Below are 17,069 nucleotides of genomic sequence, written 5' to 3' on the forward strand. Positions count from 1 at the left end.
TCAGCCGAGCCCGAGTTCCCGGTCGACGAGCTCGAAGAGTTCCTCGTTCGTCGCGGAGCCGAGCTTCTGGCGGAGATCACCGCCCGATGCCGTGTTCCCGTCCCCCCGTTGTCGCGCCAGCAGGGACTCCAGCCGCATGATGATGCGCACTCGGTCGATGTCGTCGGCGGCTCTGGCCGACAGTCCCGCCTCCAACCGGTCCAGGTCCTCCACCGACGGCAGGTCCACGTCGACCTGGTCCCGCATGATCTCCGTCCTGAGCAGACCCGCCAGCACCTCGGGGGTCGGGTGGTCGAAGACCAGGGTCGCGGGCAGGCTCAGGCCAGTGGCCGCGGCGAGCCGGTTGCGGACCTCCACCGCGGTGAGCGAGTCGATGCCGATGTCCCGGAACGGGCGATCCGGCTCGATCGCGTCGGGTGAGGTGTGCCCGAGGGCCACCGAGGCGTGCGACCGCACCAGGTCGAGCAGGGTGCGGTGCCGGTCGGCGTCGGACAGCCCGGCCAGGCGGGTGCGCAGCGCCGAGGACGCGTCGGTGTCGATGTCGGCGATGGGCGCCCGCTCCACTTCCAGGACCCGGCGTGCCTCCGGCAGGTCACCGATCAGCGGGCTGGGCCGCAACGAGGTGAACGCCTGGGCGAACCGCTCCCAGTCGACATCGGCGATGGCGATGAGGGCATCGTCGTGGTCGAGCGCCCGCTGCAGGGCCAGCATCGCGGGTTCGGGCGACAGCAGCGGAACACCGCGCCGGCGCATCGGCCCGACCGCCACGTCCTCGACCATGCCGCCGCCGTCCCACGGTCCCCATGCGACCGACATCACCGGGGCGCCCTCCGCCCGGCGCCGCTGCGCCAGGGCGTCCAGGTAGGCGTTGGCCGCCGCGTAGCCGCCGTGGTCACCGACACCCCACATGGCGGCGATCGACGAGAAGTAGACGACCGCGTCCAGCTCTTCCTGGTCGAGGACCTCGTCGAGGTGCCGCGCCCCGACGACCTTGCCGTTCGCGATTCGCGCCAGCTCCGCCACACTGGTGCGCGCCAACGGGAGCAGCGTGCCGACACCGGCGGTGTGCACGACGGCGCGGATCGGGGTTCCCGCCGCGTCGAGGTCGGCGACCAGGCGCTCCACCTCGTCCCGTTCGGCCAGGTCGCAGGCGACGACGGTGGTCCGCGCACCGAGCGCCACCAGCTCCGCCTCCAGTTCGGCGACGCCGGGCGCCGAGTGGCCCCGCCGGCTGGTGAGCACCAGGTGCTCGGCGCCGTTGCCGGCGAGCCAGCGGGCGACGTGCGCGCCGAGGGCGCCGGTGCCGCCGGTTACCAGCACCGCGCCGGTCGGCCGCCACGTCCTCGGTGACGGCTCGTCACCGAGCGCGGCTCGGGCGAGCCGGCGCGTGTACGACCCGGAGGTCCGCACCGCGAGCTGGTCCTCGCCGTCACCTCGGTCGAGCAGGCCGACCATGCGCGTGACAGCCCGCTCGTCCACGTCCTCCGGCAGGTCGACCAGCCCGCCCCACAGCCGGGGGTGCTCCAGCGCGGCGACACGGCCCATGCCCCAGACCTGGGCCTGCGTCGGGCTGCCGAGCGGTTCGTCGTCGACGACCACGGCCGCCCTGGTGACGCACCACAGCGTCACCTCGAGGCCCAGTCCGTCGACCGCGTGCAGCAGGGACAAGGTCGCTGCCAGCCCGACGGGGAGCTCGGGGTGTTCCGGGTGCGGGTCCTCGTCGAGCGCCAGCAGCGAGAGAATCCCGGTCAGCTCGGCTTCCCGGTCACCGGCCTCGCGCAGCCGCTCGGCCAGCTCTGTGGGGTCGTCGTCGGCTCCGGCGGTCAGCGTGACGGTCCGCGCGCCCCTGTTCCCCAGCGCGTCGACGACCACCGTGACCAGTTCGTCGTCCGTCCGGGAGGCGGGTACCACAACGGCCCACGTCCCGGTCAGTGCCGCCGGCGGGGTGTCCGGTGCCGGTCGCCAGGTCACCCGGTAGCGCCAGGAGTCCACCGTGGAGTCATCCTTGCGCTTCCGGTACCACGAGGCCAGCGACGGGAGCACCGCGTCCAGCGAGGACCGGGTGTCCTGGCCGCCGAGAGCCAGGGTGCTCGCCAACACCTCGGCGTCGCCGCGTTCCACCGCCTGCCAGAAGTCCGATTCGGCCGCGTCCAACCCGGTCACCGGGGTCGGCGGGGCCTGCGGCGCGGCGGCGGGGGCTGGCCAGTACCGCTGGCGTTGGAAGGCGTAGGTCGGCAGGTCCAACCGGCGGGTGGTCCGGCCGGCGAACACGGAGGTCCAGTCCACCCGCGCACCGTTGACGTGCGCCTCGGCCAGGCTGGTCAGCAGTCGGGTCGGCTCCCCGTCGTCGCGGCGCAGCGTGCCGATGACGGTCGCGTCGACGCCCAGGTCCTCGATGGTCTCCTGAACGCCGATCGACAGCACCGGGTGGGGGCTGACCTCGATGAACACGGGGTCACCGTGCCGGATCAGGTTCCGGACGGCCTGGTCGAACAGGACCGTGTGGCGGAGGTTGCGGTACCAGTACTCGCCGTCCAACTCCTCGGTGTCCAACCGGTCCCCGGTGAGCGCCGAGAAGAACGGCACCGTCGCCGGTCGAGGGGTGATCCCGGCCAGCAGGACGGACAACTGCTCACGGATGCTCTCGACGTGCTCGGAGTGGGAGGCGTAGTCAACCGGGATGACCTTGGCCCGGACATCGTGTTCCGCGCAGTGGGCGGTCAGCTCGGCGAGGGCGTCCGAATCACCGGAGACGACGACGGAACGGGGACCGTTGACCGCCGCCACCGACACCCGCCCACCCCACGAACCCACCAACTCCTCCACCCACGACACCCCAGCCGCCACCGACACCATCCCGCCACGACCCGACAACCCCACCAACGCCCGACTCCGCAACGCCACCACCCGCGCCCCGTCCTCCAACGACAGCGCACCCGCCACACACGCCGCGGCGATCTCACCCTGGCTGTGACCCACCACCGCCGACGCCCGCACCCCACAGGACTCCCACACCCGCGCCAACGACACCATCACCGCCCACAACAGCGGCTGCACCACATCGACCCGGTCCAACGACGGCGCACCCGCCTCCCCCCGCAACACCGCGTGCGGAGACCAGTCCACGAACGGGGCCAACGCGTGCGCGCACGCCTCGAACGACTCCGCGTACACCTCCGAGGAACCCAACAAACCCAGGCCCATGCCCACCCACTGCGAACCCTGCCCCGGGAACACGAACACCGGCCCACGGTCGCCACGGCTGACCCCGGCGACCACGTTGACACCGGGCTCGCCACCGGCGACGGCGTCCAGACCGCGCAGGAAGTCGTCATGCTCACGACCGACCAGGACGGCCCGGTGCTCGAAGGTGGAACGGGTCGTCGCCAGGGTGTGGCCGACCGCGGCGGGGGTCGCGCCCGGGTGCGCGGCCAGGAACGCGCGCAGGGCGCTGGCCTGCCCGCGCAGGGCCCCCGCGTCGCGGGCGGACAGGACCCACGGCGTCGGCACGCCGTCGGATGCCGTGTCCTCGACGACGGGTTCCGCGACGGGCCCAGGCTCCTCGATGATCGCGTGCGCGTTCGTGCCGCTCGCGCCGAAGGCCGAGACGCCCGCGCGGCGCGGTCGTCCGTTCTCCGGCCACACGACGGACTCGGTCAACAGCGACACCGAACCCTCCGACCAGTCGACGTCCGTGGAGGGCTCGTCGACGTGCAACGTCTTGGGCAGCACGCCGTTGTTGATCGCCATCACCATCTTGATCACGCCGGCCGCGCCCGCCGCCGCCTGCGTGTGCCCGATGTTCGACTTGACCGAGCCCAACCACAGCGGGCGGTCCGCCGGCCGGTCCTGCCCGTAGGTCGCCAGCAGCGCCTGCGCCTCGATCGGGTCGCCGAGCGTGGTGCCCGTGCCGTGCGCCTCGACCGCATCCACGTCGGACGGCGCGAGACCGGCGTTGGCGAGCGCCTGCCTGATCACCCGCTGCTGCGATGGCCCGTTCGGCGCCGTCAGACCGTTCGAGGCGCCGTCCTGGTTGATCGCGCTGCCCCTGACCACCGCGAGGACCGGATGACCGTTGCGCCGGGCGTCGGACAGGCGCTCGACGAGGAGCACACCCGCTCCCTCACCCCACCCGGTGCCGTCCGCGGCGTCGGCGAACGGCTTGCACCGGCCGTCGGGCGCCAGGCCACCCAGCCTGCTGAACTCCACGAAGGGACCGGGGGTGGCCATCACCGTCACGCCTCCGGCGAGCGCCAGCGTGCACTCGTCCTGGCGCAGCGCCTGGCACGCGAGGTGCAGTGCCACCAGCGCCGACGAGCACGCGGTGTCCACCGTGACCGCGGGGCCCTCTAGACCGAACGTGTAGGCCAGCCGCCCGGAGATGACGCTGGCGCTGGTTCCGGTCAGCAGATGCCCTTCCGGGCTGTCCGCCGAGCTCATCAGCAACGGGAGGTAGTCCTGCCCGCCGCTGCCGACGAAGACACCGGTGGCACTGCCCCGCAGCGAGGAGGGGTCGATCCCCGCCCGCTCGAAGGACTCCCAGGTGCTCTCCAACAGCAGCCGCTGCTGCGGGTCCATCGTCACGGCCTCGCGCGGGCTGATCCCGAAGAACGCCGGGTCGAAGCCACCGACCTCGTCGACGAAGCCGCCCTCGGTGACGTAGGTGGTGCCTGCCTCCTCGGCGTCGGAGCCGAAGATCCGTTCGAGGTTCCACCCCCGGTCCGCCGGGAACGTCGTGATGGCGTCCTCACCCTCGGAGACCAGCCGCCACAGTTGTTCCGGCGACCGAACTCCGCCGGGGAACCGGCAGCTCATGCCGATGATCGCGATCGGCTCGTCGTCGACGGGTGCCGTCCGCGCGACACCCGGCTGGCGGGAATCCGCCGTCGGGACGAGACCGTCACGCAGGTGGGCTGCGACGGCGACGGGTGTGGGGTGGTCGAAGACGAGCGTGGCGGGCAGCGCCAGCCCGGTCGCGCTCCTGAGCCTGTTCCGCAGTTCCACGGCGGTCAGCGAGTCGAAGCCGAGCTCGCGGAACGCGCGGTCGGCCGCGACGGCGTCCGAGGTCTGGTGGCCGAGCACCACCGAGGCGTGCGAGCGCACGAGTTCGAGCAGCACACCATCACGCTCGACCGGGAGCAGGTCCGCCAGCTGGCGCCGGAGCGCGTCACCGTTCTCGGTGTCCGCGCCCTCCCCGACCCGGTCGAGGACTGCCCTGGCCTCGGGGATGTCGTCGAGCAGCGGGCGGGGCCGCTCGGCGGTGAAGGCGGGAACGAACCTCTCCCAGTCCACGTCGGCCACCGCGACGAAGGTCTCGTCGTGTTCGACGGCCTGTCGAAGCGCGACGATCGCCAACTCGGGGTCCATCGGGCGCACGCCACGCCGCAGCAGCCGGTCGCCGGCCGCGCCGTCGGACATCCCGCCGCCGCCCCAGGCTCCCCAGGCGACCGACACCGCCGAGCGACCGCGTGCCCGCCGCCGCTCGGCGAGGACGTCGAGGTGTGCGTTGGCGGCGGCGTAGGCACCCTGGCCGCCACCGCCCCAGACACCGGCGTTGGAGGAGAAGAGGACGAAGGCGTCCAGGTCCTCGTCGAACAGCTCGTCCAGGTGATGGGCACCGATGACCTTGGCCGACAGGACCTCGGCGAGCTCGTCGGGTTCGGTGTCCGCCAACCGCGAGGAGCGGCCGATCCCGGCCGCGTGGATCACCGCGCTGATCTGGGGTCCCTCGACCCGCACGTCCTCGACGAGCCTGGCGAGGGCACCTCGGTCGGCCACGTCACAGCTCACGATGGTGACCCGGGCCCCGAGCTCGGTCAGCTCGGCCACGAGACCGTCGACGCCAGCCGCGGCAGTTCCCCTGCGGCTGGTCAGCACGAGCCGTTCGGCGCCTTCCCGGGCCGCCCAGCGGGCGACATGCGCGCCGACCGCCCCGGTACCACCGGTTACGAGCACCGTGCCGCGTGGCGACCAGGTCCGCTTCACCGGCGACTCGCCGAGCGGGGCACGCGCCAGCCTCCTGGCGAAGACACCGGAGCCGCGCAGGGCCACCTGGTCCTCGTGGCCGAGACCGGCCAGCACGCCGCGCAGCCGCGACCGTCCTCGGTCGTCCAGGGCCTCCGGCAGGTCGACCAGACCACCCCAGAGTTCGGCGTGCTCCAGGCCCAGTACCCGGCCGAGGCCCCACACCTGGGCCTGGGCCGGCTCGGCGGCCGGTTCGGCACGGCTCACCGAGACCGCGCCCCTGGTCGCGATCCACAGCGGAGCCCGGAGGCCGGCGTCCCGCAGAGCCTGGGCGAGCACGAGCGTGTTGACCAGTCCGGCCCCGACGGGGCGGGCGGGTGCGTCGTCGAGCGCCAGCAGCGACAGCACCCCGCTGGGCGGCGTGCTCGCCGCCAGGCGCGCCGCGAGCTGGCCGCGTTCGACTCCCGGTTCGACGACCACGGCCTGCTCACCGCGCTGACCGAGGGCGTCCAGACAGGCCAGGACCAGCGGGGCCTCGGCGAACCCGGCGGGCACGACGACAAGCCAGTCTCCCGTCGGCGCCGACATCGACACGGAGGGCAGCGGCCGCCATTCGACCCGGTACCGCCATCCGTCCACGGTGGCCTTCCCGTCGCGCCGACGGCGCCAGGACGACAGCGCGGGCAGCACCTCGCTGAGCGGCGCGTCGCCGCTCAGATCGAGCGATCCGGCGAGCGACTCGAGGTCCTCGCGTTCGACGAGGTCCCAGAAGCCCGCGTCGGCCACGCCGTCGCCGGAGCCGGGGCTCTCCCCGTCGTCCAACCAGTACCGGTCGCGTTGGAAGGCGTAGGTGGGCAGGTCGACCAACCGGGGGGCGTGGCCGGCGAAGACCGGGGACCAGTCCACGGTCCCGCCGTGGACGAACAGCTCGGCCGCTGACGTCAGTAACCGCCGCAGGCCACCGTCATGACGGCGGAGTGAACCGATGACGATCGCCTCGTGCGCGGTGTCCTCAACGGTGTCCTGCACACCGATGGTCAGCACGGGGTGCGGGCTGGCTTCGACGAACACGTCGTGTCCCGCGTCGGCGAGGCTTCGAACGGCCTGCTCGAACCGGACCGTCTCGCGGAGGTTGCGGTACCAGTACTCGCCGTCGAGCGCGGAGGTGTCGAGCAGCTCCCCGGTCACGGTCGAGTAGAACGGGATGTCACCCGTGACCGCGTCCACGTCGGCCAGCTCGGTCAGTAGCCGGTCCCTGATCCGCTCCACCTGCTCCGAATGCGAGGCGTAGTCCACCGGGATTCGTCGGGCCGACACGTTCTCGGCGGCGCACTCGGCCAACAGCTCGTCGAGCGCCGCCGGCTCACCGCAGACGACGGTGGCGGCGGGTCCGTTGATCGCGGCCACCGCGAGCCTGCCCGCCCAACGGTCCAGCTGGTCGCGCACCCGCCCAACGGGAAGCTGGATCGACATCATGCCGCCGAGGCCCGCGATCTCGCCCAACGCCTGACTGCGTAACGCGACGACCTTCGCCGCGTCATCCAACGACAACGCTCCGGCCACGTGGGCCGCGGCGATCTCGCCCTGGCTGTGACCGACGACCGCGTCCGGCCGCACACCGAAGGCCCGCCACACCTCGGCCAGCGACACCATCACCGCGAACAACAGCGGCTGGACAACGTCCACCCGCTCCAGCGACGGCGCGTCGGCTTCCTCCCGCAGCACCCCGGTCGGCGACCAGTCGACGAACGGGGCCAACGCGCGTTCGCAGGCGAGAAAACTCCGTGCGAAGGCGGCGGACGAGTCCAGCAGTTCGACCGCCATCCCCACCCACTGCGACCCCTGGCCGGGGAAGACCATCGCGAGCCTGTTCACACCGCGGGCCATACCCCGCACCAGGTCGGGCGTGTTCCCGCCGTGGGTCAACGCCGCCACGTCGGAGAGCAGACCGTCCCGGTCGGCGCCCAGGACCACCGCCCGGTGCTCCCACACCGCCCGGGACGCCGCCAACGTGTGGCCGACGTCGACCGGATCAGCCTCGGCACCCGACTGGAGGTGTCCCACCAACCGCGCGGCCTGGGCGGCCAAGGCCCGCTCGGTCCTGGCCGACAGCACCCACGGCACCACCGGCGGAGCTTCCTGGGGCTCGGTACTGCTGTCCACGAGCACCGGGGCAGGAGCCTGTTCGAGGATGGTGTGGGCGTTGGTGCCACTGATCCCGAACGAGGACACCGCCGCCCGACGTGGCCGATCTGCCTCGGGCCAGTCCCTGTGCTCGGTGGCCAGGGCGACGGCACCGGACTCCCAGTCCACCTGCGGGGTCGGTTCGTCCACGTGCAGGGTGCGCGGCACCACCCCGTGCCGCATGGCCATCACCATCTTGATGATGCCCGCGACACCCGCAGCGGCCTGGGTGTGACCGATGTTCGACTTCACCGACCCGAGCAGCAGGGGCCGGTCCGACTCCCGTTCCTGCCCGTAGGTGGCCAACAACGCCTGCGCCTCGATCGGATCACCCAAGGTGGTGCCCGTTCCGTGCGCCTCGACCACATCCACCTCGGCAGGCGACAACCCGGCGTTGGCCAACGCCTGGCGGATCACCCGCTGCTGGGAGGGACCGTTGGGGGCGGTCAGACCGTTGGACGCACCGTCCTGGTTGATCGCGCTACCCCGGATGACCGCCAGGACCGGGTTCCCGTCCCGCTGGGCGTCCGACAGGCGCTGGACCACCAGCATCCCCACACCCTCGGACCACGCGGTGCCATCCGCGCCCGCCGCGAACGACTTGCACCGACCATCACCCGCCAGGCCACCCTGGCGGTCGAACTCGGCGAACGCCGCCGGGGTGGCCATCACGGTCACCCCACCGGCCAACGCCAGGTCGCACTCCCCGGACCGCAACGCCTGCGCCGCCCAGTGCAAGGCGACCAACGACGACGAACACGCCGTGTCGATCGTGACCGCCGGGCCTTCCAGGCCCAACACGTAGGACACCCGACCCGAGGCCACACTGCCGGAGTTGCCCGTGCCCAGGAACGCCGCGACCTCCTCGGGCAACGACCGCAACCGCGACGCGTAGTCGTGGTACATCACCCCGGCGAACACCCCGGTCTGGCTCCCGCGCAGCGATGTCGGATCGACACCGGCCCGTTCCAGGGCCTCCCAGGAGGTCTCCAGCAGCAACCGCTGCTGCGGGTCCATCGCCACCGCCTCACGGGGGGAGATCCCGAAGAACCCGGGGTCGAACTCGCCCGCGTCGTAGAGGAACCCGCCCGTGCCACCGCTGAGCGACCATCCTCGGTCGGTCGGGAACCCGGAGATCCCGTCACCGCCACCGGCCAGGAACTCCCACAGCTCCTCCGGAGTGGACACCCCACCCGGGTAGCGGCACGCCATCCCCACGATCGCGATGGGCTCATCCGAACCCACCGACACCGCCCGGGCCGCCACCGAGGCGGAAGTGGCCCCCTCCAGGACGGACAGCAGGTACTCGGTCACGGAGTCCGCGTTGGGGTAGTCGAACACCAGGGTCGCCGGCAACCGCAACCCGGTCGCGGCGGTCAAGGTGTTCCGCAACTCGACAGCGGTCAACGAATCGAACCCGAGATCCTTGAACGGACGCTGGGCATCGACCGAGGTCGCATCGTCATGGCCGAGCACCACCGACACCCTGGCCCGAACCAGGCTGAGAACTTCCCGCTTCCGGTCCTCGGCAGGCAGCTCGGCCAGCCGAGCGCCCCAGTCCTCCTGTTGGCTCAGGGCTCGGCGGCTTGGTGTCCGTACCAACGAACGCCAGATCGCTGGTAGTGCCCCGGCCTGTGCCTGTGCTCGGAGCTTGGAGAGGTCCGTCCGCAGCGCGACGACGGCGGCGTCAGACACGGACGTGGCCGTGTCGAGCAGGCTCAGCGCGTGCTCGGTGGTCAACGCCTGGATGCCACCACGGTTCATCCGCAGGCGGTCGGCATCCGCCAGATGCCCGGTCAGACCACTGGCCTCAGCCCACAGGCCCCACGCGATCGACACCGCCGGCAGCCCGATGACCCGCCGATGCTGGGCCAACCCGTCCAGGAACGCGTTCGCCGCCGCGTAGTTACCCTGCGCCGGACCACCCAACACCCCCGCCGCCGAGGAGAACACCACGAACGCCGACAGGTCCAGATCCCGGGTCGCCTCGTGCAGATGCCACGCCCCGGACACCTTCGGCGCCGCCACCACCGCCAACCGCTCCGGGGTCAACGACTCGAACACCCCGTCATCGAGCACACCAGCCGCGTGCACCACACCCGACAAGCCACCCGCGGACCTCGCCCAGGCCACCACACCAGCCACCGCATCCCGGTCGGCCACATCACAGGCCCGCACCGAGACCTCAGCACCCAGTTCCACCAGGTCGGCGCGCAACTCCTCAGCACCCTCCGATGCCGCGCCCTGACGGCCGGTCAACACCAACCGGCGCACCCCACACGCGGACACCAGATGCCGGGCCACCACCGAGCCCAGCACACCCAGGCCACCGGTGACCCACACCCAACCCGCGCCGAACCCACCCTCGGAACCACCACCCGGCTCGGCCGGTACCCGCACCAACCGGGGCACCCGGACCTCACCGCCCCGGATCGCGACCTGCGGCTCGTCACCGGCCACCACCGACGGCAGGACCGCTTCGGTGTCGGAATCCACCAGGACGATCCGACCCGGGTTCTCCGACTGCGCCGACCGCAGCAGACCCCACACCGAGGCCTGCGCCAGGTCCACGTCCTCGTCACCGTCGACGGCCACCGCGCCCCGGGTGAGCACCACCAACCGGCTCGAGGCCCACCGCGGGTCGGCCAACCAGCCCCGCACCACGCTCAACGCCTCAGCCGTGACCGACTGGACCGCCACCGGTACCTCACCGGCCCCGGCGGGCACCCGCCACAACACCGCCGCAGGCTCGTCAGCCCCGAGGCTGTCAGCCGCGAACTCCAGGTTCGTGAACGGCTCGACCGCGACACCGGTCACCGGCTGGCCGCCACCCACCGCCAGCCAACGATCCACCCCTGGGGTCCCGTTGAGCGGAGCTCGACTCCACTCCACCCGGTACATCGAATCCTGGGGGGTAGCACCCACCAGTTGCTCGGTCGACACCGGTCGCAGCGCCAGTGACTCGATCGACACCACGGGCCGACCGGACTCGTCCACCGCGGTCACCGACACCGTGCTCAGACCCACCGAGCTCAGCCGGACCCGCAACCGGGACGCACCCGCCGCGTGCACCGCGACACCCGACCACGCGAACGGCAACTGCGCCCCCGCCTCGGGTAGCAGGCCACCGATGCTCATCGCGTGCAGAGCCGCGTCCAACAACGCCGGATGCACCCCGAAACCACCGGTGTTCGTGCCCTCGGGCAGGACGACCTCGGCCAGCACATCCTCGCCATGCCGCCAGGCAGCGGACACACCCTGGAACACCGGGCCGTAGTCCAACCCCGCCGCAGCCAGTTCTGGGTACAACCCCGCCGTGTCGAGGACGTGGACGTCGGTTGGCGGCCACACGTCCCATGCCTTGACGGCGGTCCCGGAGACAGGTGCCGAGGTCACGGTTCCGGCTGCGTGTCGGGTCCAGGGTTCGTCCTCCCCTGCCCTCGAGTACACGGTGACACCACGAGATGCCGTATCACCGCTGTCGTCAATGACGACGTGGACGGTGACACCCTCGTTCCCGTCGTCTGGGAGGATCAACGGCGCGTGCAGGGTCAGGTCCTCAACCGTGGAACAGCCGACCTCGTCGCCCGCGCGCACGACCATCTCCACCACAGCGGTCCCGGGCACCACGATGCGGTCCAGGACACGGTGCTCCCCAAGCCAGGGATGGGAGTGGAGCGACAACCGCCCGGTCAGCACGAGCCCGTTGTCCGTGGGAGTGGGAATGACCGCGCCGAGCAACGGGTGCCCGGTGGCCTCCAAACCCAGCCCGGAGGCATCACCCGCAGGCCGGGAAGGGCCTGGCGGATCACCCGCTGCTGGGAGGGACCGTTCGGCGCGGTCAACCCGTTGGAGGCACCGTCCTGGTTGACGGCGGAGCCTCGGACGACGGCCAGCACGCGGTGTCCGTTGCGGCGCGCGTCGGACAGCCGCTCCACCAACAGGACGCCGACGCCCTCGGACCACCCGGTGCCGTCCGCCGATGCCGAGAACGACTTGCAGCGCCCGTCGGCGGCCAACCCCTGCTGGCGGTGGAACTCCACGAACGCCGTGGGGGTCGACATCACGGCGACACCGGCGGCCAACGCCATCGAGCACTCCCCGGTCCGCAGCGCCTGCGCGGCGAGGTGCAGCGCGACGAGCGCCGAGGAACAGGCCGTGTCCACCGACACCGCCGGCCCTTCCAGGCCGAGGAAGTAGGCGATGCGCCCGGAGATCACGCTGGACGTGCTACCGGTCAGCAGGTAGCCGTCGGCGTCGGTCCTCCCGTTGCGCAGGAGCGATCCGTAGTTCTGGCTGGTCGCCCCGACGTACACGCCCGTGCTGCTGCCGCGCAGGGACTCCGGCGGAATCCCCGCCCGCTCGAACGCCTCCCACGAGGTCTCCAGCAGCAACCGCTGCTGCGGGTCCATCGCCAACGCCTCACGCGGGGAGATCCCGAAGAACCCCGGGTCGAACTCGGCCGCGTCGTGGAGGAAGCCACCCCGCTGCGCCTGGGAACGGCCGAGTTCGTCCAGCTCCCGGCCGAACCCGCCGTCGACGTTCCAGCCCCGGTCGAGCGGGAAGTCGGAGATGGCGTCGCGGCCCGAGACGACCAGGTCCCACAGCTCCTCCGGGGAGGTGACGCCGCCGGGGAACCGGCAACTCATGCCGACGATCGCGATGGGCTCGTCGGAGGACGCGGCCGACACCGGATCGGCCACGGAGGCGGTCGCCCCGGAGAGCTCCGCGAGCAGGTGCCCGGCCAGTGACAGCGGCGTCGGGTAGTCGAACACGAGTGTCGCCGGCAGCCGCAGACCAGTCACCTCGGTCAGCCGGTCACGCAGTTCCACAGCGGTCAGCGAGTCGAAGCCCAGCTCTCGGAAAGCGCGGTCGTCGCCAATCGGCTCCGGGTCGGCGAAGTGCAGTACCCCGGCGATCTCGGTCCGGAGCATGCCGAGCAGGAAGCGATTCCGGCCGAGGTCGTCGAGGCCGGCAAGCCGCTCGGCGATGGAGTCGGCCGCACTCGTCCCGGCGGGAGCCGCCGAGCTGGGCGCAGCCGACCGGACCTCGGGGAGGTCGCCGATCAGCGGGCTCGGCCGGGCGGAGACGAACGCCGGAGCGAAGCGTGTCCAGTCCAGGTCGGCGACCGCGATGACGGGCTCCCTGCGGTCGACGACGTGCTTCATCGCGGAGATCGCCGAATCCGGCGCCATGGGTCGCAGCCCTCGGCGCCGCAGGTACTCCTCCACCCCTTCGTCGGTGGACAGCATTCCCTCCCCTGCCCACGGCCCCCAGGCGATCGAGGTGGCGGGGGTGCCCTGGGCGTGCCGGCGGCGGGCCAGGGCGTCCAGGTACGCGTTCGCCGCGGCGTAGGCGCCCTGGCCACCACTGCCCCACACCCCGGAGATCGAGGAGAACAGGACGAAGGCGTCCAACGGCGTGTCGGCGAGCAGTTCGTGCAGCAGCGCCGCTCCCGTGACCTTGGCCGAGGCCACTTCGGCGAACTCGGCCGGACCGGTGTCCGCGACCGTGGCCTCGAACTGGCCGGTTCCCGCCGCGTGCACCACCGCGGTCAACCGGTCGGTGTGCGCGGAGACCACGGCCCGCAGGGCGTCCCGGTCGGTCACGTCGCAGGCTTCGACGGTGACCTGGCAGCCTCGCGCGGTCAGCTCGGCGACCAGCTCGCCGACGTTCGGCGCGGCGTGCCCCCGGCGGCTCAGCAGCACGAGGTGCTCGGCGCCGTTGTCGGCCAGCCAGCGGGCGACGTGCGCACCGAGGCCGCCGGTGCCGCCGGTGACCAGCACGGTGCCGCGCGGCGCCCAGCCGTCGTCGGGCCGGGGCTCGGCGGCCGACGCCCGGCTCAGGCGTCGCAGGTGGACCCCTGTCGACCGCAGGGCCACCTGGTCCTCGTCACCGAGGCCCGCGAGCACGCCGCACAGTCGTGCCGCCGTGCTGGCGTCCCAGGTCTCGGGCAGGTCGACGAGGCCACCCCACCGGCGGGGCGACTCCAGGCCGAGCACCCGCCCGAGGCCCCACACCTGCGCCTGCGCTGGACTGGACAGCACGTCCTCGGCCCCCACCGACACGGCGCCACGAGTGGCCACCCACAGCGGTGCCGGGATGTCGGTCTCCGCGAGAGCCCTCATCAGGTCCACGGTGGCCGCGACGCCTCGGGTCAGCGTCGTCGGGTGGGGCTTCTCGTCCAGGGCCAGCAGTGACAGCACGCCGGTCACCGAGGGCACGTCGTCGAGCGCGGACCTCAGCTGGTCACCGAGCCCGTCCTCGGTGACGGTCACCTCGACGACGTCGGCACCGTGCTCTCCCAGTGCCCGGGACGCCGGGTGGTCCTCGGTGCCCGAGGAGCTCACCACGAGCCACGTGCCCGACATCGTCGGGGCGGGGCCGGCGCCCACTGGTCGCCAGGTGTCCCGGTACTGCCAGGAATCCGTGTCGGGGGCGCCCGGCACGGTCGTGTCGAACGTCGGCCAGTAGCGTCGACGTTGGAACGCGTAGGTCGGCAGGTCGACCCGCCGCCCGAGGCCCGACGGGTACACGGCGTTCCAGTCCGGGCTCACCCCGTGGACGTGCAGCCTGGCCAGCGCCGTCATCAGCGTCTCGGGTTCGGGACGATCCCGCCGGGTCGCGGCCACCAGGACGGCGCCGTCGTCGGGGCGGTGCGCGAACGAGTCCTCCGCCATGGCGGTCAGCACCCTGTCCGGTCCCAGCTCGAGGAAGACGTCGACTCCCAGGTCGCGCAGCCGGTTGACGCCGTCGTGGAAGAGCACGGTTCGGCGGACGTGGTCCACCCAGTAGTCGGGCGAACCGATCTCCTCAGCGGTGACGGGCTCGCCGGTCAGGTTGGACACGATCGGGACGGTCGGCGGCCGGAACTCGACCCGGCGGGCCACCGCGCGGAAGTCGTCGAGCATCCCGTCCATGTGCGGCGAGTGGAAGGCGTGGCTCGTCCTGAGCCGCCTGGTCTCGCGCCCCTGCTCGCGCCAGTGCTCGGCCACCGCGAGCACGGCGTCTTCGTCCCCGGAGATGACCGTCGACAGCGGGCCGTTCCGGGCGGCCACCGCGACCCGGCCCTCCTGGCCGGACAGCGACTCGGCGACCTCCACCGCACCGGCCCGAACGGACACCATGGCCCCGGTGGTGGGCAGGGCCTGCATCAGCGTGCCGCGGGCGGTCACCAGCAGGCACGCGTCGGCGAGGGAGAACACGCCGGCGACGTGGGCGGCCACGAGCTCGCCGATCGAGTGCCCCAACAGGTGGTCCGGGCGCACCCCCCAGTGCTCGACGAGCCGGAACAGCGCCACCTCGAACGCGAACAGCGCGGCCTGGGCGTGGACCGTCTGGTCGAGGACGTCCGACCCGCTGAACATGACGTCCTTGACCGGACGGTCGAGGTGCGGGTCAAGGTGGGCGCGGACCTCGTCGAGAGCCGCCGCGAAGACCGGGTAGGTCTCGTACAGTTCGCGTCCCATGCCGACCCGCTGCGAACCCTGCCCGGTGAACAGGAAGGCCACGGTGTTCTCCTGGCGGGCGACTCCCCGGACCACTCCGTCGGCCGGTCCGCCGTCGGACGCCGAGAGCAGCGACCGCGTCAGGGCCTCCCGGTCGCCGCCGAGGACGACCGCGCGGTGGTCCAGCGCGGAACGGGTCGTCGCCAAGGACGCCGCGATGTCGAACACGTCGAGGTCCGGGCGCGCGTTCACGTGCGCGGCCAACCGTTCCGCCTGCTCCCGCAGCGCTCCGGCGTCGCGGGCCGAGACCAGCCAGGCCGCCACTGGCGGCGCGGTCCTCGGGACGTCCGCGGTTGGTGGTTCCTCGGGCCGGGCCTGCTCCAGGATCACGTGAACGTTCGTGCCGCTGATACCGAACGACGACACTCCCGCCCGGTGCGGTTCGCTCGTCTCCGGCCAGGGTGTCGTCTCGGTGAGCAACGCGACGGAGCCCCTGGACCAGTCGACCTTCGGTGACGGCTCGTCGGCGTGCAGCGTCCTGGGCAGGACCCCGTGACACATCGCCAGAACGGTCTTCATGACGCCGGCGACCCCGGCCGCGGCCTGGGTGTGGCCGATGTTCGACTTCACCGAACCGACCAGCAGTGGCCTGTCCTCCGGTCGGTCCTCCCCGTAGGTCGCGAGCAGTGCCTCGGCCTCGATCGGGTCACCCAGCGCGGTCCCGGTTCCGTGCGCCTCGACGACGTCCACCTGGTTCGCGCTCAGCCCGGCGTTGGCCAGTGCCTGCCGGATCACCCGTCGCTGCGCGGTCCCGTTCGGCGCGGTCAGGCCATTGGAGGCACCGTCCTGGTTCACCGCGCTCCCGCGCACGACCGCCAGCACCGGGTGACCGTTGCGGCGGGCGTCGGACAACCGTTCCAGCACCAGCACCCCGACGCCTTCGGAGAGTCCGGTGCCGTCCGCCGCCGATCCGAACGACTTGCAACGCCCGTCCGCCGCGAGGCCGCGCTGCCGCGCGAACTCCACGAAGGCGCCGGGGGTGGACATGACGGTCACACCACCGGCCAGGGCCAGGGAGCACTCGCCCTGGCGCAGTGCCTGGGCCGCCAGGTGCAGGGCGACCAACGAGGACGAACACGCCGTGTCCACGGTGATCGCCGGGCCCTCGAGCCCGAAGGCGTAGGCGACCCGCCCGGACAGCACGCTGGCCATGTTGCCGGTCGCGGAGCCGCCGGTCCGCGCGTCGTCGGAACGGGCCAGCAGGGTGGAGTACGTCTGCCCGTTGGTGCCGGCGAACACACCGGTGCCGGTTCCGCGCAGGGATGTGGGATCGATGCCCGCCCGCTCGAACGCCTCCCACGACGCCTCCAGCAGTTGGCGCTGCTGCGGGTCCATCGTGGCCGCCTCACGAGGGCTGATCCCGAAGAACGGCGCGTCGAAGTCGGCGATGTCGTGGACGAACCCGCCGACCCT

Annotated in this window: 2 protein-coding genes (1 of these 2 only partly in view); both read right to left on the minus strand. The window is 72.3% G+C overall.

The window, feature by feature from the left end:
- On the minus strand, window positions 1-11,910 hold the full coding sequence (locus C1701_RS25995) for a type I polyketide synthase (protein WP_103056828.1): 11,910 nt from the start codon (window positions 11,908-11,910) through the stop codon (window positions 1-3).
- A protein-coding gene (locus tag C1701_RS26000; RefSeq protein ID WP_103056829.1) for a type I polyketide synthase crosses the window boundary here: on the minus strand, window positions 11,841-17,069 show its 3' portion. The gene runs 10,098 nt beyond the window's last position; the window shows 5,229 of its 15,327 coding nt (coding positions 10,099-15,327); its start codon lies off the right edge, out of view; it ends in the stop codon at window positions 11,841-11,843. Before C1701_RS26000 ends, C1701_RS25995 begins: the two co-directional genes overlap by 70 nt.

The sequence above is a fragment of the Actinoalloteichus sp. AHMU CJ021 genome (assembly GCF_002895405.1).
In the GTDB taxonomy this organism is placed as follows: Bacteria; Actinomycetota; Actinomycetes; order Mycobacteriales; family Pseudonocardiaceae; genus Actinoalloteichus_B; species Actinoalloteichus_B caeruleus.